The sequence below is a fragment of the Halomonas marinisediminis genome (assembly GCF_004347715.1).
Classification (GTDB): domain Bacteria; phylum Pseudomonadota; class Gammaproteobacteria; order Pseudomonadales; family Halomonadaceae; genus Halomonas; species Halomonas icarae.
The window spans coordinates 93,756-116,237 of record NZ_SLTR01000006.1; the positions used below are offsets into that span (position 1 = coordinate 93,756).

The window sequence follows — 22,482 nt, forward strand, 5'->3', positions numbered from 1 at the left end:
AGCAACTCATCTCTATCGATAATCATTGCCCGCTCACTCAACACTTAGACTTGACTCAAACTTGGTAGGTCATGCCTGGATACGCTGGCTTGAGGAAAGCCTTTAGGGGGCTCTCCATGCATATCGATATCAGCGGATTAACACTCACCTCAGTTTACTGCTTCCTCACCTTCAGCTTGACGCCAAAACCACTTGATACCAGCCTCATAGGACGCCATTATCAGCGCCCTCTCGTCATCCCCTGCCGGGGAGCCGGGCGAGGCCAAGACCGGGGTGGCATCGGGTCGGAGGCGCCGCGGCGCTTCACTACCGATAAGACCCTACCACTGTTGAACTTTCCCGATCTGGATTCGAACCCATGAGCAAAGTCCTGATTATCGGCGCCGGCGGCGTCGGCGGCGTCGTGACCCACAAGTGCGCGCAGCACCCCGAAGTCTTCAGCGAGATCATGCTGGCCAGCCGCAACGAGGCGAAGTGCCAGGCCGTCGCCGAGCAGCTGGATCGCCCGATTCAGACCGCCCAGGTGGATGCGGATGATGTCGAGGCACTGGTCGCGCTGATCGAGTCATTCAAGCCCGATGTGCTGATCCACGTGGCCCTGCCCTACCAGGACCTGACCATCATGGAGGCCTGCCTGCGCACCGGCGTGCCCTATCTGGATACCGCCAACTACGAGCACCCCGACGAGGCGAAGTTCGAGTACAAGGAGCAGTGGGCCTTCCAGGAGCGCTACGCCAAGGCCGGTAACATGGCCACCCTGGGCTGCGGCTTCGACCCGGGCATGACCAATATCTACTGCGCCTACGCGCAGAAGAACCTGTTCGACGAGATCCATCGCATCGATATCCTCGATGCCAATGGCGGCGACCATGGCTATCCCTTCGCCACCAACTTCAACCCGGAGATCAATATTCGCGAAATCACCGCGAAGGGTCGCTACTGGGAGAAGGGCGAGTGGAAGGAGACCGCGCCGCTGGCCGAGAAGCGCACCTTCGACTTCGACGGCATCGGCGAGAAGGATATCTACCTCCTCTATCACGAGGAGATGGAATCCCTGTGCCAGAACATCAAGGGACTGGAGCGCATCCGCTTCTGGATGACCTTCTCCGACAAGTACATCACCCACCTCAAGGTGCTCGAGAACGTCGGCATGACCAGCATCGAGCCGATCGAGGTGAACGGCACCGAGATCGCTCCCCTGGAGTTCCTCAAGGCGGTGCTGCCCGACCCGGCATCACTGGGCCCGCGCACCAAGGGCAAGACCAACATCGGCATCATTGCCGACGGCATCAAGGACGGCAAGCGCCGCAAGGTGCATATCTACAACATCTGCGACCACGAGCAGTGCTACGCGGAGGTCAAGTCCCAGGCCATCTCCTACACCACCGGCGTGCCGGCGGTGACCGGCGCCATGCTGATGCTTGCGGGCATCTGGAAGGGTGACGGCGTGTTCAATGTCGAGCAGCTCGACCCGGATCCCTTCATGGCCCGCATCGGCGAGATGGGGCTGCCGTGGCAGGTGGTCGAGCTCGACCCCGACCACGACCCGCTGGCCTGAGTCATGGCGAACGCACGCGAGCAGGGCCTGGACTTCAATGTCCGGGCCTGCCCCTCCCCGGCCTATGTGGTGGACGATGCCCTGCTGCGCCGCAATCTGGAGCGCCTCGGCGAAGTCCAGGCGGCGAGCGGTGCGAAGATTCTGCTGGCGCTGAAGGGCTTCGCCATGTGGGACACCTTCCCGCTGGTACGCCAGTACCTGGTGGGTACCACCTCCAGCGGTCAGGACGAGGCACGCCTGGGCGCCGAGACCTTCGGTGGCGAGGTGCACTGCTACTCGCCGGCCTTCACCGAGGAGGAGTTGCGGGTGGTGCTGCGCTATGCCGACCACCTCAGCTTCAACTCCCCAGGCCAGTGGCGGCGCTTCCGCGAGACGATCGCGACGGCGCCGCGCCGGGTCTCCTGCGGACTGCGGGTCAACCCCGAGCACTCCACGGGCGAGGTGCCGCTCTACGACCCCTGCGCATCGGGGTCGCGGCTCGGCACCCGGGCGAGGGATCTGACGCCGGAGGATCTCGAGGGCCTCGAGGGGCTGCACTTTCACACCCTGTGTGAACAGAACAGTGACGACCTGGAGACGACCCTGGCGGCCTTCGAGGCGCGATTCGGCCACTATCTCGGTGACCTCGAGTGGGTCAACTTCGGTGGCGGCCACCATATCACCCGTGACGACTACGACATCGAACGCCTGGTGCGGGTGATTCGCGGCTTCCGTGAGCGCCACCCGCACCTGACGGTCTACCTGGAGCCGGGCGAGGCCATCGCGCTGAACACCGGCTACCTGATCTGCACGGTGCTGGATATCGTCGATAACGATGGCCCCATCGCCATCCTCGACACCTCCGCCACCGCGCATATGCCCGATGTACTGGAGATGCCCTACCGCCCCGAGATCATCGGCGGCGGCAAGCCGGACGAGAAGGCCCACACCTACCGCCTGGGTGGCCAGACCTGCCTGGCCGGCGATATCGTCGGCGAGTACAGCTTCGACGCACCACTCGCCATCGGCGACCGCCTGGTGTTCACCGACATGGCGCACTACACCATGGTCAAGACCACCACCTTCAATGGCATTCGCCTGCCCTCGATCTGTCGGATCGATGAGGCGAGTCGCGAGGTACGCACGGTGAGGACCTTCGGCTACGTGGACTATATGCAGCGGCTAAGCTGACCACCCACCGAACCCGCCCCCATCGTGAGGCGCTCTCTTTCGAGAGACGCCTACCTTCGATACATGCCCCCTTTGGGGGCGTTTTGCGTTTCCTCCGCCTGCCAGGTGCCACTCACGCCGCTCAATCGGCGGCCTGCATCGCCAGGCCGGTATCCAGCATGCGGTTGGAGAACCCCCACTCGTTGTCATACCAGGCCATCACCTTGACCAGACGACCATTCACCCGGGTGTGATTGGCGTCGAAGGTCGAGGAGTGGGCGTCGTGGTTGAAGTCGATGGAGACCAGCGGCTGGGCATTGACCGCCAGCACCGGTGATACCTCGGCGGCGCGGGCCACGATCTCGTTGATCTCTTCCTTGGTGGTCTCGCGCCCGGCGGTAAAGGTCAGGTCCACCAGCGAGACGTTGATCACCGGTACGCGCACGGCCAGGCCATCGAACTTGCCGGCGAGCTCCGGCAACACCAGCCCGACCGCGGCGGCGGCGCCGGTCTTGGTTGGAATCATGGAGTGAGTGGCGCTACGCGCACGGTAGAGATCCTTGTGGTAGACGTCGGAGAGGTTCTGGTCGTTGGTGTAGGCGTGCACCGTGGTCATCAGACCGTTCTCGATGCCCACCGCCTCGTTGAGCGCCTGGGCCACCGGAGCCAGACAGTTGGTGGTACAGGAGGCATTGGAGACCACGCGATGCTCGGCGCTGAGCACTCCCTCGTTGACCCCATAGACCACCGTGGCGTCGGCGTCGGGACTGGGCGCAGAGATCAGCACCCGCTCGGCGCCGGCCTCAATATGTCTGGCGGCGTCTGCCCGTTGGGTGAACAGGCCGGTGCACTCCATCACCAGGTCCACCTCCAGGTTCTTCCAGGGCAAGCGTGCAGGGTCACGCTCCGAGAGGATCGCGATCCGGTCGCCGTCGACGCTCATGCTCTGCTCGTCATGCTCGACCTTGAAGGGGAAGTGGCCATGCACGGTGTCATGGCGCAGCAGATGGGCATTGAGGGAGGGGTCGCCCAGATCGTTGATGGCCACCACCTCTACACGGTCACGATAACCGTTCTCGTAGAGGGCGCGCAGCACATTGCGGCCGATGCGGCCAAACCCGTTGATGGCAATCTTGAGCATCATTTCCTCTCTCCTCTCAGTGGCATCTTGCGGGGGATATAAATCGAACCTGCTGGCGAGTGCCCCGTGTCGTAAAGCTAACGAGGCACTGCCCTGCGGCTCGTATCATGCCTCTCAATGTGACCCAAACTGATCAGGGACTCAACAATTATTAAGTAAGTTTACAACATTCACCATGCTTCAGACTCCCCAATGCTTATCGAATGAAGCAAAAAACACCCCTAAGCTACTGAAAGTAAAATTCAAAAACCAGGCAATACGGGCTCTTCCGAGGCAAGCCTTAGGTGTAGTAAAGCTACCGATAAACGGCTACTCTTGTAGTCTGACTACCAGCCATGCCACGGGAGGCCCGCCCAATGTCGACACAGCCCATCCACGCCCCCATTCGCCGCACCAAGATCGTTGCCACCCTGGGCCCCGCCAGCGACCGCGAGGGCGTGCTCGAGGCCATGATCGCCGCCGGTGTCGACGTGGTACGCCTCAACTTCTCCCATGGCACTGCCGCCGACCATCGCCACCGCCTGACGCGGGTACGCGAGATCGCCGCCCGCCAGGGCCGCAGCGTCGCCGCCCTGGGCGATCTGCAGGGGCCGAAGATCCGCATCGCTCGCTTCCGTGATGGCGCGGTGGAACTCGCCGAAGGGGCCACCTTTATCCTCGATATGGCCCTGGAGGGTGATGCCGGGGATGAGACGCGCGTCGGCTGCGATTACAAGCAGCTGATCGAGGATGTGGTGACGGGCGACCGCCTGCTGCTCGACGATGGCCGGCTGGTGCTCGATGTCACCGCCGTGGCGGGCCAGGCGATCCATACCACGGTGACCGTGGGCGGCAGGCTCTCCAACAACAAGGGCATCAACAAGCTCGGCGGCGGACTCTCGGCGCCGGCGCTGACCGACAAGGACCGGGCGGACCTCGCCACCGCCGTCGATATCGGCGTGGACTATCTGGCGGTCTCGTTTCCGCGGCATGCCGCCGACATGGCCGAGGCCCGTGCACTGCTGGGCGAGGCCGGCAAGGAGATCGGCCTGGTGGCCAAGCTCGAGCGCGCCGAGGCGGTGGCCGACGAGGCGACGCTGGACGGCATCATCCAGGCCTGTGAGGCGGTGATGGTGGCACGCGGCGACCTCGGCGTGGAGATCGGCGACGCGAAACTGATCGGCACCCAGAAGCGCATCATCAAGCGTGCCCGCAGCCTGAACCGGGCGGTGATCACCGCCACCCAGATGATGGAGTCGATGATCGAGTCGCCCCTGCCTACCCGCGCCGAGGTGTTCGACGTCGCCAACGCCGTGCTCGACGGCACCGATGCGGTGATGCTCTCCGCCGAGACCGCCGCCGGCGACTTCCCGGTGGAGACCGTCGAGGCGATGGACCGGGTCTGCCTGGGCGCCGAGCGCGAGCGGATCGCCCAGGAGTCGGGCCACCGCATCCATGAGGGCTTCAGCCGGGTCGACGAGACCATCGCCCTCTCCGCCATGTACGCCGCCAACCATCTCTCCGGGGTGGCCGCCATCGCCTGCATGACCTCGACCGGCTACACGCCGCTGATCGCCTCGCGCATCCGTTCCGGGCTGCCGATCATCGGCCTGGCCCACAGCGCCATCGCCCAGCGACGCATGGCACTCTATCGCGGCGTGGTCTCGCTACCCTTCGACACCAGCGCGATGACGGCCGAGGAGCTCAACGACCGCGCCCTGGCGCTGCTGGTGGAGAAGGGCATCGCCGAGCCGGGGGATCATGTGATGCTGACGCGGGGCGACGAGATGAATGCCCATGGCGGCACCAATACGTTGAAGATTCTGGGGGTATAGACCAATGAACCACCCACGCCCCAATCGCAATGTCACGCGCACTCTCCCGGCACGCAAGCGCATCGCCCTGATCGCCCACGACGGGAAGAAGGCGGAGCTGCTGGAGTGGGCCGAGCGCTGGCGCGAGACACTGGCTCATCATGAGCTGATCGGCACCGGCACCACGGCCAGCCGGGTGTCGAAGGCACTCGAGTTGCCGGTTCGGGGACTGATGAGCGGCCCTCTCGGCGGTGACCAGCAGATCGGTGCCCTGATCACCGAGCAGAAGCTCGATCTGTTGGTCTTCTTCTGGGATCCCTTCTCGCCCCAGCCTCACGACCCCGATGTCAAGGCACTGCTGCGTCTGGCGGCGCTGTGGAACGTCCCAGTGGCCTGCAACGCCGCCAGCGCCGACTTTATGATCAGCTCGCCCTGGCTCGACCAGAACTACACGATGAATATTCCCGATGCCGGCGCCTGGGTCTCGGGCCGCATCTCCCCTCAGGACGACCAGTGAAGCCGCCACCTTAAAGGGCTGCCGAGCCCCGCTACTCCAGCAGCGTGGCCAGCCTCCTTCCGCCAAGATGGCCGACCCAGGCAGCACTCAGCCACCCGGCGAGACTCAGCGCCACATACACCAGGGCCATCGCGAGGTGACCCTGGCTCAACATGGCGAGAGTCTCCAGACCAAACAGCGAGAAGGTAGTAAAGCCCCCGCAGAAGCCGGCGATCAGCAAGGGCTGACAGCGCGACACTCGACCATGAGGGCGGCCCGCGGCGTAGGCGGCAAGCAGGGTGATCAGCCCCGAGCCTGCCAGGTTCACGACCAGGGTCGCCCAGGGAAAGCCGGGGGCTGCCATCCATACGCCTATCTGAAAGCGCGCCAGGCTGCCCAGCCCACTACCCAGGCCGACGGCCGCATAGGCCCGCCAGTTGCTCACGCCAGGCCTCCCGCAAGCCAGGCACCCAACACCAGGGCGGCAAGCCCCATGACCAGGGTCGCCGCCATGTAACCCATGGCCACGGCGCCCTGCCCCTGCTGCCATAGCGACAGCGTCTGCAGGCTGAGAGATGACACCGTGGTATAGCCGCCCAGCAGCCCCGTACCCAGCAAGAACCAGGCCCCGGAGACCGACCCTACGGAAGAGATGCCAAGCCAGCCAACCAGTAGGCCCATGGTCAGCGCGCCACTGAGATTCACCACCAGGGTGCCCCAGGGCAGGCGCGAACCCAATTTCCCTGCCACGGCGTCACCGAGAGCGAGCCGCAGCATGCCGCCCAGGGCCCCACCCATCAGCACCGACAGTGCCTCCAGCATGCCTGGCTATCTCCCGAGAACGAAAAATGCCACCCAAAGGTGGCGAAAGAGTATCGCATGCTTGCAGTGGTGGCAGCAGAACCGCCACCACGGCAAAGATGACACATCAAACCACCCATGTACAATGACTGTACATGAAATACCATCAACGACACCGGACTCGTGGCCTTATGCCAAAGTCCGTATCATGGCATGACAACGTCAATATACCGCCCACACGCCAAGAGATGGAGGTCACAGCGTGAACCCCAAGCGAGCCCTACCCCTGATGCTCGGCTGGCTGTTGCTGGCACTGCTGGTGCTGGCAGCTCCCGCCCAGGCACAGCAGGCGAGCGGTAGCAGTGAGCCACCCGCCTACTCGACCCTGGCCGACCTGCTCGAGAACCAGGAGACCCGACAGGAGCTGATCGACCAACTACGCGGCATGGCCGGCGACGTGGCCGAATCGGCCCCTGGCGAAGCCGCCAGCGCCGCCCCCTCGCTGCCACGCCAGCTGGCAGAGCTGACCAGCCGTGTCGCCAGCGATATCGGCAGCCAGCTCGAGGCCATCGCCTCGGCCATCGGCGGCATGTTCGCGAGCGACCTGGAAAGCACCTTCGACATGGGGGTCTTTATCAGCGCCGCCGTCAACCTGGGCCTGGTGATCCTGGCGACCTTCGTGCTGTTCATCGTCGTGCGACGCCTGGCCAGGCCACTATTTACCGGCATCAGCCAGTGGTCGCTGAACGGCCGCGGCCTCACCCCGATTCTGCGCCTGATCATCTGCGTGGCACTGGCCGCCGTGGTCGATGTGCTGATCGTGTCTCTCGCCTACCTGGGCGGCAACCTGATCGCCACCTTCGCCATCGGCCAGACCGGCGAGCTCTCCACCCAGGCCTCGTTGTTCCTCAACGCCTTCCTGGTGATCGAGCTGCTCAAGGCCGGGGTGCGCATGCTGTTTGCCTCACGCTACGACGGCCTCCGGCTATTGCCCATCTCCTCGGAAGAGGCCGCCTACTGGAATCGCTGGATCGCCCGGCTAATCGGCCTGGTCGGCTACGGGCTGATGGTCGTGGTACCACTGGTTACCGCCTATCTGTCACCGGCGGTCGGCAAGGGCCTGGGTACCCTGATCATGGTCGGTGCCTTTCTGTATGCGGTGGTGGTGGTACTCAAGAATCGCAAGCGTCTACGTGACGCCTTCAATGCCAAGGCTCACCAGACCACCATGGCCGCCAGTCGCGTCTCGCTACAGCTGTTCGCACGCACCTGGCACCTCTTCGCTCTGGCCTACTTCACCATGGTGCTGGTACTGACCCTGACACGCCCCGAAGATGCCCTGCCCTTTGTGCTCTTCGCCACCCTGAAGACCATCGGCGCCGTGGTGATGGGTCTGCTGCTCTCCAGCTTCCTGACTCAGACCATCGGGCGTCGCATCCGCCTCTCCGATGACCTGCGCCGCAAGCTGCCGCTGCTCGAACCGCGCCTCAACAGCTATGTGCCCAATGCCCTGCGGGTGATCCGCACCGTCATCGTGGTGCTGATCATCATGGTGGTGCTCAACGCCTGGGGCGCCTTCGATCTTGCCGCCTGGTATGCCTCGGAGGTGGGCCGCAACCTGGTCGGCAAGCTGGTCAGCGTGGCGACGATCCTGGCCATCGCGCTCATGGTGTGGCTGGCGCTGGCCAGCCTGATCGAGCACAAGCTCAACCCCGATACCGGTGGCGGCATGCCCTCGGCGCGTGCCCAGACGCTGCTGTCACTGTTCCGCAACGCCCTGGCCATCGCCCTGGTGACCATGACGGCGATGATCGTGCTGGCCGAGATCGGTATCAATATCGGCCCGCTGATTGCGGGTGCCGGGGTACTGGGCCTGGCCATCGGTTTCGGCGCCCAGAAGCTGGTTCAGGACATCATTACCGGCATCTTCATCCAGGTGGAAAACGCCATGAACACCGGTGACGTGGTCACGGTGGGCGGCATCACGGGTACCGCCGAGAAGCTCAACATCCGCTCGGTGGGCATTCGCGACCTCTCGGGCACCTACCACCTGGTACCCTTCTCCAGCGTCGATACCGTCTCCAACTACATGCGCGGCTTCGGCAATCATGTCGGCGAGTACGGTATCGCCTATCGTGAGAATATCGATGCTGCCATCGAGCAGCTGCAGCTCGCCTTCGAGGACCTCAAGGCCAGCGACGAGCACGGCCGCAAGTTGTTGGCTCCCCTCGATGTCGCCGGCGTCATCGCCCTGGCCGACAGCTCGGTCAATATCCGGGTGATCATCAAGACCACTCCCGGCGATCAGTGGGCCGTGGGCCGCGCCTACAATCGCCTGGTCAAGCTACGCTTCGACGAGGCCGGCATCGAGATTCCCTTCCCGCATACCACGCTCTACTTCGGGCAGGACAAGGCCGGTTCCGCACCGCCCGCCAACCTGCGCGTCATGCAGCAGGACTTCACCATCGACGGCAGCCCGGCCGGGCAGCCCAAGTTCGACGGCGGAGCCACCGATGACCGCTTCATCCCTGACCGGAAAGGCGCCAACTCGGCGAGCAAGCGCATCAATCCGCGTCATGAGCAGGTGGACCCCGAGAACAGGAAGCCCAGCGGCGGCGATGTCGATGAGCCCTGAGCTCGGTGCGACCGTTCATGTGTAGCATGGCCGCGGGGCCGCCTTCGGGCGGCCCCGCTTCTTTCGGCTCCTGGGCAGAGTGACGTAAGGCGCTCACTGAATGAGGGCGCTCCGGCGCTTCGGCTCTTCATCGCTCATCACAACCGACGGCCGCAGCTCCTCATGGCAATCGCTCGGGATCAGACAACGTCATCCAGGCGCCGGTCGACACCACTCGCTTGTGGCATCGACCTCCTGCAAGACAGCACCACACTGCTGGCGGAAGCCCTTTCGGTGCTCGTCGATAGCCCCAGAAACGCGAAGGGGGCGCCGAAGCGCCCCCTTCCGTCATGCAGAAGACCAGCCGTCAGGAGGCCTTCTTCACCTGCTTCTCATCGAGCACATCCTTGTCCTCGCTGGGCTGGGGCAACGAGGGAAGCGACTTGTCGAGCAACTCGACGCTCTGGCGATAGTAGAGCTGGCTCTTCTGATGCTCGCCCAGGTTGGCGAAGAGCCGTGCCAGCTCGGCACACACCACACCGCTCGGACGCTGGCGCTGGCTCGCCTCGAAATACTCCTGGGCCTTGCCCCAGTAGGCGTTGCGCAGCGCCAGACGCCCCAGGGTCAGCAGCAGGTCGGGGTCGTTGGGTCGCTCCTTCAACCACTGCTCGGCGGTGACCAGCTGACGGGACGCATCCACATCGAGCAGGCCATAGCGAAGGACCAGACGACTGTCCCAGTTCTCCTTGAGGGAGTGACGCAGCAGGCGCTCGGCGATGGGCTCCTGGCCGCCGTGCACCAGCGCCTCGGTATAGAGCACGATCAGCTCGACGTCGCCACGCAGATGGTCAGGCATATCCGCCCACAGGCTGCGCACCGCCTCGATATCGCTGCCCTCGCGGGCTTCACGCACGATCAACTCGCGATAGGCACGCCGCTCGAGCTGGTCGCGCTCCTCCGGAGAGATCAGCCGCTGGGCGCCCAGGCGCGGCATCAGGCGACGCAACCCATCCCAGTCGCTGACGCTGAGGTACGCCTGCTTGAGCTGCTTGAGCACCTGGGGATGGTTGGGCAGCTGACGGTCGAGCCGGGTCAGGATGGCCAGCGCCTCCTCATACTGCTGACGGTCAAGCAGCAGCTGGGCCTGCACCAGCCCCACGGCGCTATCGGCGCCCTCGGTGCTGAGATGAGCACGCTTGAGCAGGGTATCGGCCTGCTCGAAGCGACCCTGATAATGGGCCGCCAGCGCCGCGGAGAGATAGTTGACCAGCGGCGTGCTGGAGTCGTCCGCCGACTTGACCAGCGACTTCTCGGCCTTCTTCCAACGACCTTCGGCCAGCGCCACCAGGCCACGCACGGTGCGCTTCATGGCGGAGCGATGCCGCGAACGGTTGTTCCAGACCTTGAAGCGGGAGACCGGGCGCGACAGGCGCATCAGCAGGCGCAGCGCGAAGTGCAGCACCAGGAAAGCCGCCAGCAGGAGGACCAGCCCGAACCAGAAGGAGGTCTGGAAGGAGGTATCTCCCACCCGGACCAGCCAGTAGCCGGGCACCGACATCATCAACTGTCCGAACAGTGCACCAATGGCCAGGCCTATGACGATGATCAGTATCAGCTTTCTCATGCCTCATCTCCCTGGCGCGACTCGAAGCGGCGCTCGATGAAGGTGGCCAGAGCCTGCTGGGAGCCGCTGATATCGGGCAGCTCGGGACGAACCGCCTTGCCCTTCAGCTCACGCAGACGCGCGAGCACCGACTGCACACCGCTGTCGTCGGTATCGTAGTAGCCTTCGATCAGAGTGATGGCCTTGTCCAGGCTGGCCTCGAAAAGCGTTTCGTCTTCCTTGAGCAGGGCCAGCTGGGCCTGCTCGATCACCAGGCGTACGCTCTGACGCAGGTAGGACTCCTGCTCCGGCGAGATCAGCGCCTCCAGGGCCTCATCATGCTTGCGCACGGTGACCAGGCTCTTCAGCTCCTGGCCGAAGCTCGACAGCTGCTGCTGCCAGGAGCCCGTCGGCGCCTCCTCCATGCTGGAGCTGGCGGTGATCTCGTCGATGTCCTGGGACAGCGGACGCCCGGCGATCTGCTCCTGCTGGGCATTGAGCGTCAGCCACAGGCCGGTGCGGTCCACCTGGGGTACCGCCTCCAGGCCGGAGAGCTCACTGGCGATCTCGCGGCGTACCGGCACCAGTGCCGGGTTGTCGGCCTCCTTGAGGCGTGCGTCGGCGGTGCGCAGCAACGCGGCTGCACCCTGCACATCACGCTCCAGCTGCAGGCGCTGATTGGCCAGACGCAGCAGATAGGCCGCCTCGGCATGCAGCCAGTCACGCTCGTCGGTCTGCTGCTCGCTGGAGAGCTCGGCCAATACGCGGTCGAGGGTCTCGTTGACCTCGCCACGGTAGTCGGAGAACTTGCCCTCGAGCGACGATACGGCCTCCTCGAGGCTCGCCTGACGCTCGCTTTCGGCCTCTTCGAAGCGCGACTGCAGCTGATTCAGGTCACCGGTGGTAGCGGCCTGACTGGTCCGGGACTCCAGCTCGGCGAGGCGCGCCTGCTGGGCATCCAGCTTCTGCCACGCCTGCCAGCCGAACAGCACGGCGGCGATGGCCAGCAGGATCACCAGCACGATCGCTACCACGCCGGCCTTGCCCCCCTTGCCGTCACCACTGCCGCCGGTGCCGATGGGCGTACCAGCCTTGGCACCCCCTCCGCCGGGCTGGGGCTTGCCGGCCTTGGTGGAAGATGCCTCGTTCTTGCCGGCGGCAGGCTTTCGGTCGGTCGATTTGCCGGCCTCCGGCTTGCTGCCCGACGCGCCCTCCGGGGCTTGATCGGAAGCGGGCGACTCGACGGACGCCTGGCCCGCGGCGGGCTTGACGGCCTCGCTCCTGCCACCGCCAGCCTGATTCGACTTGTCATGCCGGCGTGAGCGGCGCTTGCCGGAGCCATTGCTCCTGCTGGCCTCGTCACTCGAGGTCGCCGACCGTGCGCCGTCAGACGCCTTCTGTTCTTCCTGCTCGTGTGGTTGCTTGCTCATCTTGTCGCTAGCCCTTTTCGAGATCGTCTTGATCGACATCGGCTTCCTGCGAGTCACAGGCATTGGACACGGCCGCCGCCAGTGCCGTCGGGGTGGCGCCACGCGCCACGACGGGGTCACGAAACCCCAGCTTGCCAGCCAGTGTAGCCAACCGGGCGCTGGAAACGATTAGCGGTTGGTTCAAGGCGGCGTCGGAACACCATCTTGCCAGATAATCGAGGATTTCTCCGCTGCTGACCACCAGTGCGCGGAAGTGGCCCGTGGCCAGGCACTCTGCCATGGCCGGCTCGGGGGGTTGGAGGGTGCGTCGATAGACGGCCAGACGCGTCACCCGAGCCCCCCGTGCGGCGAGTGTTTCTGCAAACAGGGTACGTCCGCCTTCGCCGGCCACCAGCAGCACCTTCTCATGGTCGAGCGCGCGCAGGGAGCCCAGGGTGAGCAGCGCCTCGCTGGTATCCTCGCCGGCGATCGCCGGGGGCACATGGACCCGCACACCGAGTCGCTCATGCAGCACGGCGGCGGTCGCCGCCCCCACGGCATAGTAGTCGATGCCCACCGGCAGCTGGGGCCAGAAGCGGTCCAGCGCCTCGGCGAGGCACTCGGCGGCGAAGGGGCTGACCACCATCACGCGTCGGAACTGATCGAAATCGAGCCAGGCCGCACGCTGCTCAGGGGTCTCGGGCAGCGCCTCGACGCTCATCGCCTCGAAACGCGCGACCGGCAGGCCATAGTCGGCGATCGCGGCGGCCAGCACGGCGCCGCGCTTTCCGGGACGCGTGATTACCACCCGCGGCTGAGTCTCCATCAACCAGCGCCGTAAACCTCGGCGAGGATCTCTCCGGCGCCCATCTCCAGCAACTCCTCGGCGACCCGGATGCCCAGCGCCTCGGGTTCATGAATCGAGCCGCGCCCCTCGGTACGCAGCACGCGAGCCCCATCCGGGGTTCCGACCAGGGCGCGTAACCACAGGGTCTGGCCGTCGTTCTCGAACACCGCATGACCACCGATCGGCACCTGGCACCCTCCTTCGAGACGAGTGTTCATGGCCCGCTCGGCGCGTACCCGAGTGGCGGTATCGGGATCATCCAGCGGTGCCAGCAGGCTGATCAACTCTGGATCATGAAGGCGGCACTCGATGCCCAGCGCGCCCTGGCCACAGGCCGGCAGGCAGACCTCGGGGGGCAGCTCCTGTGCGATACGCTCGCCCAGATTCAGGCGACGCAGTCCGGAGGTGGCCAGAATGATGGCATCGAAATCGCCGGCATCGAGCTTGCCCAGGCGAGTCTGGACGTTGCCACGCAGGCTGAGGATCTCGAGGTCGGGACGCGCCTCCCTGACCTGCAGGCCGCGGCGCAGGCTGGAGGTGCCCACGCGCGCGCCTTCCGGCAGCTCGTCGAAGCTGGCGTAGTGGTTGGAGACGAAGGCGTCGGTCGCCTCCGCACCGGCCAGAATCACCGAAAGGCCCAGCCCCTCGGGGAAGTTCATGGGCACATCCTTCATGGAGTGCACCGCGATATCGGCTCGCCCGTCGAGCATCGCCTCCTCGAGCTCCTTCACGAAGAGCCCCTTGCCCCCCACCTTGGCCAGCGGGGTATCGAGGATCTTGTCGCCGCGGGTGGACATCGCGACCAGTTCCACCTCGAGGCCAGGATGAAGGGCCAGTAGCCGGTCGCGGACATATTCGGCCTGCCACATGGCCAGTTGACTCTTGCGCGTGGCGATGCGCAGCTTGGTGATGGATTGCACGAAGTTCTCCCTGTGCCGGCACCCTCGCTGGCATCGAGCCAGGCAGGCATACGGCGAAGTTGACATGCATGACGCACGATGGGACCCATCATAACAAGCCCCCAGCCGGAGAGGAAAAATCCGCGGCCCGTGCGGCTCCGCTGCCCTGTCGGCGAAGGGCGCCCCCTCGCCTGCCTCGGCGACTCTGGTACACTCCTGGCATGTCGCGCCTGCCGCCGCGAGACCGGCGGCCGCAGGGGGTCCACCCCCAGTCAACCGCAACCCGTCATGCAGGATCCCGAACCGATGACCTCGAACTCTTCCAACTCCGGCACCAACCAGTCCTGGGGAGGCCGCTTCAGCGAGCCAACCGACGCCTTCGTCGCCCGCTTCACCGCCTCGGAGTCGTTCGACCGCCGCCTGGCCTTCCACGACATCCAGGGCTCCATCGCCCACGCCACCATGCTGGCCCGGGTCGGCGTGCTCAGCGAGAACGAGCGCGATGCCATCATCAACGGCCTGGACGAGGTGCGCAGCGAGATCGAGCGCGGCGAGTTCCCGTGGTCCGTCGAGCTGGAAGATGTGCACATGAACATCGAGGCACGACTGACCGCGAAGATCGGCATCACCGGCAAGAAGCTGCATACCGGTCGCTCGCGCAACGATCAGGTCGCCACCGATATTCGCCTCTTCCTGCGTGACGAGATCGACCGGATCGCCATGGAGCTTGCCCGCCTGCGGACGGGGCTGATCGAGCTGGCCGATCGCGAGGCCGATACCATCATGCCGGGGTTTACCCATCTGCAGACGGCCCAGCCGGTGACCTTTGGCCACCATCTGCTGGCCTGGCAGGAGATGCTGGCCCGCGACCATGAGCGGCTGCTCGACTGCCGCAAGCGGGTCAACGTGCTACCCCTGGGCGCCGCGGCGCTGGCCGGCACCACCTACCCCATCGATCGCCATGTCAGCGCCGAGCTGCTCGGCTTCGAGCGCCCCGCCGAGAACAGCCTCGATGCGGTCAGCGATCGTGACTTCGCCATCGAGTTCACCGGCTTCGCCAGCCTGCTGCTGATGCACCTGTCGCGCATGAGCGAGGAGCTGGTGCTGTGGACCAGCGCCCAGTTCGACTTCATCGACCTGCCCGACCGCTTCTGCACCGGTTCCTCGATCATGCCCCAGAAGAAGAACCCTGATGTCCCGGAGCTGGTGCGCGGCAAGACCGGCCGTGTCTACGGCCATTTGATGGGCCTGCTGACCCTGATGAAGTCCCAGCCGCTGGCCTACAACAAGGACAACCAGGAGGACAAGGAGCCGCTGTTTGACGCCGTGGACACCGTCAAGGACTGCCTCAAGGCGTTCGCCGACATGGTGCCCGCCATCGAGCCGAAGAAGGCCAGCATGGCCGAGGCGGCCCGTCGCGGCTTCTCCACTGCCACCGACCTGGCCGACTACCTGGTGCGCAAGGGGGTCGCCTTCCGCGACGCCCACGAGATCGTCGGCCAGTCGGTGGCCTTCGGCCTGGCCGAGGGCAAGGACCTCTCGGAGATGACCCTCGACGAACTCAGGCAGTTCTCCGACACCATCGAGCAGGATGTCTTCGAGGTGTTGACCCTGGAGGGCTCGGTGGCGGCTCGCAACCATATCGGCGGCACCGCCCCCGATCAGGTGCGTGCCGCCGCCCAGCGGGCCCGTGATGCACTCTCGGCCCTTGCAGGAGGCGCCTGATGGGCCGCCTGGCTTTCTCTGCCCTGGTCTTGTTCCTGACCCTGGGCCTGGCCGGCTGTGGCCAGAAGGGACCACTCTATCTGCCCGGTGACGAGCAGGCCGCCGAGCAGTACGGCCCCCGCGAGACCCAGCAGACCAGCGATGCCCAGCAGGAGAGCACCGAACGCGATCAGGACGCGCCCCAGGAGACGGAGGAATAGCCATGGACCACTTCAACTATCGCGACGGTGTGCTCTACGGCGAAGAGGTGCCGCTGAGCACCATTGCCGAGGCATTCGGGACGCCCTGCTATGTCTACTCCAAGGCCACCCTGACCCGCCACTTCCGCGCCTATACCGAGGCGTTGGGCAGCCATCCTCACCTGATCTGCTATGCGGTCAAGGCCAACTCCAACCTGGCGGTACTGGGTCTGCTCGCCCGCCTAGGCGCCGGCTTCGATATCGTCTCGGTGGGCGAACTGGAGCGGGTGCTGGCCGCGGGCGGCGACCCGGCCAAGGTGGTCTTCTCCGGCGTGGCCAAGCAGGAGGGCGAGATGGCCCGAGCGCTGGAGGTCGGCATCAAGTGCTTCAACGTCGAGTCACGCCCCGAGCTCGAGCGCCTCGACGCGGTCGCCGGCCGGCTCGGCAAGGTGGCCCCGGTATCGCTGCGTGTCAATCCGGACGTGGATGCCGGCACCCACCCCTATATCTCCACCGGGCTCAAGGACAACAAGTTCGGCATCCCGGTCGACGAGGCGCTGGAGGTCTACGAGCTGGCCGCCAGGCTCCCCAACGTGCGCGTCACCGGCCTGGACTGCCATATCGGCTCCCAGCTCACCGAGCTCGCTCCCTTCCTCGATGCCCTGGACCGACTGCTGCTGCTGCTCGAGACCCTGCGCCAGCGCGGCATCGAAGTGGAGCACCTGGACCTCGGCGGCGGTCTCGGTGTGCCCTACCGCGACGAACAGCCTCCGGCGCCCTTCGACTACGCCACGGCCCTGCTCGAGCGCCTTTCCGGCTGGGAAGGCAGCGAGGGGCTGACCCTGCTGTTCGAGCCGGGGCGCTCCATCGCGGCCAATGCCGGGGTGCTGCTGACTCGAGTGGAGTTTCTCAAGCCCGGCGAGACCAAGAACTTCGCCATTGTCGACGCCGCCATGAACGACCTGATCCGCCCCGCACTCTATCAGGCGTGGCAGGCCATTCTGCCGGTGGACACGCGCCATCCACGGCCCAGCGACACTTACGACGTGGTCGGCCCGGTGTGCGAGACGGGCGACTTCCTGGGCAAGGAGCGCACACTTGCCATCGCCCCTGGCGACCTGCTGGCGGTGCGCTCGGCCGGCGCCTACGGCTTCGTGATGGCCTCGAACTACAACAGCCGCCCGCGCCCCGCCGAGGTGATGGTGGACGGCGACCGGAGCCATCTGGTGCGCCGCCGCGAGCGACTCGATGAGCTGTGGTCGGGTGAGGCCCTGTTACCGGACGACACCGGGTCGGAGGGCGGGCACTGATGCTGCTGCACTTCACCAAGATGCATGGCCTCGGCAACGACTTCATGATGGTCGACCTGGTGACCCAGCGTGCCCACTTCACTGACGACCAGGTCCGCCGCCTGGCCGACCGCCGCTTCGGTGTCGGCTTCGACCAGCTGCTGGTGGTCGAGCCACCCCGGGATCCCGACATGGATTTCCGCTACCGCATCTACAACGCCGACGGCAGCGAGGTGGAGAACTGTGGCAACGGCGCGCGCTGCTTCGCCCGCTTCGTGCGCGACCAGCGCCTCACCCACAAGCGCGAGATCCATGTGGAGACCGCCGGCGGCCCCCTGGTGCTGAAGGTGGAGGAGGATGGCCGCATTCGCGTCGACATGGGGGAGCCCCGCTTCGCCCCGGCGTCGCTACCCTTTACGCCTGAGCCTTTCGAGGGCGACACGGACCGGGTGCTGCACCGCCTCGAGGTGAACGGTGAGTCCGTCGAGCTGGGGGTGGTCTCCATGGGCAATCCCCATGCGGTCATGCGAGTCGATGCTGTCGACGAGGCGCCCGTCGAGCGCCTCGGCCCGGCCATCGAGGCTCATCCGCGCTTTCCCAGGCGAGTCAATGTCGGCTTCATGCAGGTGGTGTCCCCCCACGAGATCCGCCTGCGGGTCTACGAGCGAGGCAGCGGGGAGACTCTGGCCTGCGGCACCGGTGCCTGCGCCGCAGTGGCCAGCGGCATCCGCCAGGGCCTGCTGGAGAGCCCGGTGAGCGTTCACCTGCCGGGGGGCGAACTGACCATCGAGTGGCACGGCCCCGGCACGCCGCTAGCGATGACCGGTCCCGCCGAGCGCGTCTTCGATGGCCGCCTGCTGCTGTATTGACCGCGAACCATCCCGATCCCGCGCCAACCGAAGGAGATGGCATGTCACAAGCCGCACCAGAACCGCGCAAGACGCTCGACCCGGACCGGGTCGCCGAATGGTTGGCCATCCACCCCGACTTCTTCGTCGGGCGTGAGGGCCTGCTCCAGCAGCTCAAGGTTCCCCATCCCGAAGTGGGCGGTGCCACCTCACTGCTGGAGCGTCTGGTTCACGACCTTCGGGCCCGCGCCGAGAAGGCCGAAGACCGCCTGGAACAGCTGCTGGAGTCGGCGCGCCACAACGAGGCCCAGTATCGGCGCACCCGGGAGCTGGTCCTGGCGCTGGTAGCCGCCCAGGATCGTGACGCCCTGGGGCAGGCGCTCTCCACCCAGTTCAGCGAGCACTTCGCCACCCCCGCGGTAGCACTGTGGTGCCCGGCCAGCCTATCCGATGCCGAGCCACGCCCCCCACAGGCGCCACGCCAGGTGATCGACGAGCATGCCGGCTCACGCCTGGCGGGACTCCTCGATGGCCGTACCAGCCGCTGCGTTCGCCTGACACCCACCGACTGGAAACGCCTGCTGCCCCACACCAGCGCGCCGCGCCGCTCGGGCTCCGGTGCCATCACTCGGCTGAGCCTGGGTGAGCCCCTCGGCTACCTGATACTGGCCAGCCATGATCCGGACCACTTCCGCGCCAGCATGGATACCCTGTTCACCGAGTATGTGGGTGATGTGGTGGCACGACTGCTGATACGCCTCGGCCCCGACCATGCCTGAGCACGGGCCGCTCGCCGACGAGGTCGAGGTCTTTCTCGAGGGGCTGTCGCGCACCGCCAGCCCCGCGACTCTGGACGCCTATCGGCGCGACCTGGCCAATCTGCTCGCCTTCATGGACGAGCAGGCGATCACGGCATGGCAGCAGCTGGACGCCGCGCTGATGCGCCGCTTCCTGGGCGGTGAGCGCGCTCGTGGCCTGGGGCCACGTAGCCTGGCTCGTCGCCGTTCGGCCTGCTCGAAGCTCGCCGAGCACCTGCTTGCGGCGGGGCACCTCGACCACAACCCGGTGGCGCTGGTGCGCAGCCCGCGTCTGCCGCGACATCTGCCACGCCCGGTCGATGTGGACCGCCTGACGAGCTTTCTGGACACCCCCCACGATGGCTCGCCCCTGGCGATACGCGATCAGGCGATGCTCGAGCTCTTCTACTCCAGCGGCTTGCGCCTGGCCGAGCTGGCCGGGCTGGATCTGGACGACCTGCACGGCGAGCGTGTGCGGGTGATGGGCAAGGGCAGCAAGCCACGCCAGACCCCGGTGGGGTCGCGTGCCCGCCAGGCCCTGGAGGCATGGCTGCAGATACGCATGAAGATGGCGGTGCCTGGCGAGAGCGCGCTGTTCGTCAGCCAGCGTGGCGGTCGGCTGGGCCACCGCGCCATCCAGCAGCGCCTGGCGCTGGTGGCCCGGCACCGCGGGCTAGACGAACATCTACACCCGCATCGCCTGCGCCACTCCTTCGCCAGTCACCTGCTGGAGTCGAGCCAGGACCTGCGGGCCGTTCAGGAGCTGCTCGGCCACGCCAACCTCTCCACCACTCAGGTCTACACCCACCTCGACTGGCAGCATCTGGCGGCCAGCTACGACGCCGCTCACCCGCGAGCACGGCGCCGACCCAGCGATGAGACTCCGACATGAATCTAGAGGCGATCACCTTCGATCTGGATGACACCCTGTGGGACAACGGCGGCGTGATGCGTCGGACCGAGCAAGGACACTACAGCTGGCTCGATACGGCACTCGCCGAGTGGCAAGCCGTTGAGCCCGCCGGCCGCTTCGCCACCCGTTTCCCGCTGGATGCCTTGTTGGCACGCCGCCTAGCCCTGGCCACGGCCCACCCGCCACGACGCGGCGACTTCACCTGGCTTCGCCAGCGAGCACTGAGCGAGCTGCTCTCGGAGTACGGGCTGGCGCAGGAACATGCCGAGCATTGGGCCCGAAGAGCCATGGAGCGTTTCATGGAGCTTCGCCATGAGGTGGAGCCTCACCCGGAAGTGGAGCCTATGCTCGAGCAGCTGGGCAAGCACTACCGCCTGGCCAGCATCACCAACGGCAATGTCGAGGTGACTCGCCTGCCGCTGGGGCGCCACTTCCCGGTGACCGTTACCGCCGGCGAACTGCTCGCCCCCAAGCCCGACCCGCGCCCCTTCCTGCTGGCCCTGTCCCACCTCGGCACACATCCCGAGGGAGCGCTTCACGTGGGAGACTCCTGGGAGGAGGATGCCCTGCCCGCCCGCCGCCTGGGCATGCAGGCGGCCTGGATCGGCCCCGACGATCGCCCGATGCCCCACGGCATCCACCGCCTGGATCATGTCCGCGAGCTGCCGGCGCTGATCCAGTGGATGGAAAAGACCCGTAAGCGCACAGGATAAGCTGGAGGGGAGGTATGGAGAGTGCCTCCTCGGCGGCACGCTCCCCCCGGCGCTTGTTCCAGGGAGGCTCCGTCCTTTTCAAAGGAGAGGCTCCGCCCTTGCGATTACTCTTCCACGCCACCCAGCAGCCAGCCATCGAGGCGCGCCTCGAGCTCCTCGATGCCCTGACGCTTGAGCGACGAGAACAGCTGGATGGTCACCAGATCCTCCCACTCGCGCAATCGTGAGCGTACCTGCTGCAGGGCACTCGCCGCCGCACCGCGCTTGAGCTTGTCGGCCTTGGTCAGCAGGATATGCACCGGCATCTCCTGCTCATCGGCCCAACCCAGCATGGTCTGGTCGAACTCGGAGAGCGGATGACGCACATCCATCACCAGCACCAGTCCGCGCAAGGCGTCGCGGTGGCGCAGATACTCGGAAAGATGACGCTGCCACTCCAGCTTGACCGCCTCCGGCACCTTGGCATAACCGTAACCGGGCAGATCCACCAGGCGCCGGTCACTGTCGTCACCCAGCGAGAAGAAGTTGATCAGCTGGGTACGGCCGGGCGTCTTGGAGATACGGGCCAGCCCGCTCTGCCGCGTCAGCGTATTGATTGCGCTGGATTTTCCCGCATTCGAACGGCCCGCAAATGCCACCTCGGCGCCACCGCCGTCGGGGCAGTGAGCCAGGGTCGGGGCGCTGATAAGAAAGCGGGCGGTCTGGTAGTTGAGACAAGGGTTGAGTCGCGCCATGGGCAAGAATTCCTGACATTGATCAAGGGCCCGTCGGCTTGCATTCCCGCCGACGGAGTGATTCGGTATAATACAGTGTCTTTTGTCTGCGACCCGGGGCACGCTAGTGTACCACCGCGCCCATGACGTCCGCGATTGGCCCTCTCGATAACCCAGAGACTGGCCGACGTCGCGATCCGGGCGACACCCAGGGTACGTACCGGTCAACAACGTAACGGCATAGTGGATTAGCGATGAGAAAGTTACTGGCAAGCCTGGCAATCACCATAGGCGCCGTCGGCGCCGCCCACGCGGACCTCGAGGCCGATGCCGATGCGGCAGCGGGCAAGGAGAAGGCAGTGGCTTGCGCCGCCTGTCATGGCCAGGAGGGTATCAGTCCGTCGGGCGCCTTCCCCAACCTGGCAGGCCAGCAGGCCTCCTACCTGGCCAAGCAGATCATGGATATTCGCGACGGCAACCGTGTGGTGCCGCAGATGGCCGGCCAGGTCGACAGCTTCTCCGACCAGGATGCCTGGGACGTGGCCAAGTTCTTCGCCGACAAGCAGGCTGCCCTGGGCCAGGCAGACGATGATGAGCTGCTGGTTGAGCGCGGCCGTGAGCTCTATCGCGCCGGCGACATGGCCAAGGGCATCCCGGCCTGTGCCGCCTGCCACACCCCGACCGGTCAGGGCATCGGCACCGCCGTCTATCCGGCACTCTCCGGCCAGCACACCGACTACGTCGTTTCCACCTTGCAGGACTTCGCCGCCGGCAACCGTGCCAATGACCCGGCCAATATCATGCGCGATATCGCCTCCAAGATGAGCGACCGCGATATGGAAGCCGTGGCCAACTATGTACTGGGCCTGCACTGAGGTGCTAAACCTCCACTGAGCCCGCCTCGCTCGGCGGCTCTGTACACCATCGGGGCGGCCTTCGGGTCGCCCCTGTCATATCCGCCTTGGCATCTCGGGAACCCAGGCCCGAGGATGCGC

The 22,482-nt window shown here is 65.8% G+C and carries 20 protein-coding genes and 1 pseudogene; 13 read left to right on the forward strand and 8 right to left on the reverse strand.

Going from position 1 to position 22,482, the window contains the following annotated elements; all coding sequences use genetic code 11:
• The first annotated feature begins 358 nt into the window (after window positions 1–358).
• Entirely contained in the window at window positions 359–1,558 is a 1,200-nt protein-coding gene (locus E0702_RS06525) for a saccharopine dehydrogenase family protein (protein WP_132042175.1), read from the forward strand.
• A gap of 3 nt (window positions 1,559–1,561) precedes the next feature.
• Window positions 1,562–2,728 carry a carboxynorspermidine decarboxylase gene (nspC, locus tag E0702_RS06530; RefSeq protein WP_132042176.1) on the forward strand — a complete coding sequence of 389 codons (1,167 nt, stop codon included), beginning with the start codon at window positions 1,562–1,564 and terminating at the stop codon, window positions 2,726–2,728.
• A 121-nt stretch (window positions 2,729–2,849) separates the two neighbouring features.
• On the opposite strand, the gene gap is transcribed toward nspC, so the two are convergent.
• Complete coding sequence (gene gap, locus E0702_RS06535) at window positions 2,850–3,851, reverse strand: type I glyceraldehyde-3-phosphate dehydrogenase (RefSeq protein WP_132042177.1); 1,002 nt, start codon at window positions 3,849–3,851, stop codon at window positions 2,850–2,852.
• Window positions 3,852–4,204: 353 nt separating this feature from the next.
• Here gap and pyk point away from each other — a divergent pair, with 353 nt between their 5' ends.
• A complete protein-coding gene (gene pyk / locus E0702_RS06540; RefSeq protein ID WP_132042178.1) occupies window positions 4,205–5,662 on the forward strand; it encodes a pyruvate kinase in 1,458 nt (485 codons plus the stop codon).
• Window positions 5,663–5,666: 4 nt separating this feature from the next.
• On the forward strand, window positions 5,667–6,158 hold the full coding sequence (locus E0702_RS06545) for a methylglyoxal synthase (RefSeq protein ID WP_132042179.1): 492 nt from the start codon (window positions 5,667–5,669) through the stop codon (window positions 6,156–6,158).
• Between the two features lie 31 nt (window positions 6,159–6,189).
• On the opposite strand, the gene E0702_RS06550 is transcribed toward E0702_RS06545, so the two are convergent.
• Window positions 6,190–6,582, reverse strand: a complete 393-nt coding sequence (locus tag E0702_RS06550; protein ID WP_132042180.1) for a fluoride efflux transporter FluC — start codon at window positions 6,580–6,582, stop codon at window positions 6,190–6,192.
• A complete protein-coding gene (locus E0702_RS06555; RefSeq protein WP_132042181.1) occupies window positions 6,579–6,959 on the reverse strand; it encodes a fluoride efflux transporter FluC in 381 nt (126 codons plus the stop codon). The genes E0702_RS06550 and E0702_RS06555 overlap by 4 nt, the downstream gene beginning before the upstream one ends.
• Before the next feature lie 241 nt (window positions 6,960–7,200).
• Here E0702_RS06555 and E0702_RS06560 point away from each other — a divergent pair, with 241 nt between their 5' ends.
• Window positions 7,201–9,573, forward strand: coding sequence for a mechanosensitive ion channel domain-containing protein (locus E0702_RS06560; protein ID WP_132042182.1), 2,373 nt, complete (start codon window positions 7,201–7,203; stop codon window positions 9,571–9,573).
• A gap of 346 nt (window positions 9,574–9,919) precedes the next feature.
• On the opposite strand, the gene E0702_RS06565 is transcribed toward E0702_RS06560, so the two are convergent.
• From E0702_RS06565 to hemC, 4 genes are read right to left on the reverse strand one after another with little or no spacing between them, the layout of a single operon-like run.
• Window positions 9,920–11,176: a heme biosynthesis HemY N-terminal domain-containing protein gene (locus tag E0702_RS06565; RefSeq protein WP_132042183.1), complete on the reverse strand. Its 1,257-nt coding sequence runs from the start codon at window positions 11,174–11,176 to the stop codon at window positions 9,920–9,922.
• Window positions 11,173–12,585, reverse strand: a complete 1,413-nt coding sequence (locus tag E0702_RS06570) for a uroporphyrinogen-III C-methyltransferase (RefSeq protein ID WP_132042184.1) — start codon at window positions 12,583–12,585, stop codon at window positions 11,173–11,175. Before E0702_RS06570 ends, E0702_RS06565 begins: the two co-directional genes overlap by 4 nt.
• 7 nt (window positions 12,586–12,592) lie before the next feature.
• Window positions 12,593–13,390, reverse strand: coding sequence for a uroporphyrinogen-III synthase (locus E0702_RS06575; RefSeq protein WP_132042185.1), 798 nt, complete (start codon window positions 13,388–13,390; stop codon window positions 12,593–12,595).
• Window positions 13,390–14,331, reverse strand: a complete 942-nt coding sequence (hemC, locus tag E0702_RS06580; protein ID WP_132042186.1) for a hydroxymethylbilane synthase — start codon at window positions 14,329–14,331, stop codon at window positions 13,390–13,392. Before hemC ends, E0702_RS06575 begins: the two co-directional genes overlap by 1 nt.
• Before the next feature lie 285 nt (window positions 14,332–14,616).
• Between hemC and argH the strand changes: the two genes are divergently transcribed.
• The 7 genes and pseudogenes from argH to E0702_RS06615 all read left to right on the forward strand — a co-directional run bounded on the left by argH (window position 14,617) and on the right by E0702_RS06615 (window position 20,774).
• Window positions 14,617–16,035: an argininosuccinate lyase gene (gene argH / locus E0702_RS06585; protein ID WP_132042187.1), complete on the forward strand. Its 1,419-nt coding sequence runs from the start codon at window positions 14,617–14,619 to the stop codon at window positions 16,033–16,035.
• A pseudogene (lptM, locus tag E0702_RS20035) lies at window positions 16,035–16,151 on the forward strand (LPS translocon maturation chaperone LptM); the annotation flags it as partial. The gene argH and the pseudogene lptM, both read left to right, overlap by 1 nt.
• Window positions 16,152–16,237: 86 nt before the next feature.
• The gene (gene lysA / locus E0702_RS06595) at window positions 16,238–17,524 is read left to right on the forward strand and encodes a diaminopimelate decarboxylase (RefSeq protein ID WP_132042189.1); all 1,287 of its coding nucleotides are present in this window, start codon (window positions 16,238–16,240) and stop codon (window positions 17,522–17,524) included.
• Complete coding sequence (dapF, locus tag E0702_RS06600; RefSeq protein WP_132042190.1) at window positions 17,524–18,372, forward strand: diaminopimelate epimerase; 849 nt, start codon at window positions 17,524–17,526, stop codon at window positions 18,370–18,372. The genes lysA and dapF overlap by 1 nt, the downstream gene beginning before the upstream one ends.
• Window positions 18,373–18,413: 41 nt before the next feature.
• On the forward strand, window positions 18,414–19,130 hold the full coding sequence (locus E0702_RS06605) for a DUF484 family protein (protein ID WP_132042191.1): 717 nt from the start codon (window positions 18,414–18,416) through the stop codon (window positions 19,128–19,130).
• Entirely contained in the window at window positions 19,123–20,040 is a 918-nt protein-coding gene (locus E0702_RS06610) for a tyrosine recombinase XerC (RefSeq protein WP_132042192.1), read from the forward strand. Before E0702_RS06605 ends, E0702_RS06610 begins: the two co-directional genes overlap by 8 nt.
• Window positions 20,037–20,774 (forward strand): HAD family hydrolase, encoded by a 738-nt coding sequence (locus E0702_RS06615; RefSeq protein ID WP_132042193.1) that lies wholly within the window; start codon window positions 20,037–20,039, stop codon window positions 20,772–20,774. Before E0702_RS06610 ends, E0702_RS06615 begins: the two co-directional genes overlap by 4 nt.
• A 104-nt stretch (window positions 20,775–20,878) precedes the next feature.
• On the opposite strand, the gene yihA is transcribed toward E0702_RS06615, so the two are convergent.
• Complete coding sequence (gene yihA / locus E0702_RS06620) at window positions 20,879–21,508, reverse strand: ribosome biogenesis GTP-binding protein YihA/YsxC (protein WP_132042194.1); 630 nt, start codon at window positions 21,506–21,508, stop codon at window positions 20,879–20,881.
• A gap of 233 nt (window positions 21,509–21,741) precedes the next feature.
• Between yihA and E0702_RS06625 the strand changes: the two genes are divergently transcribed.
• Window positions 21,742–22,362: a c-type cytochrome gene (locus E0702_RS06625; protein ID WP_132042195.1), complete on the forward strand. Its 621-nt coding sequence runs from the start codon at window positions 21,742–21,744 to the stop codon at window positions 22,360–22,362.
• Window positions 22,363–22,482 lie beyond the last annotated feature (120 nt).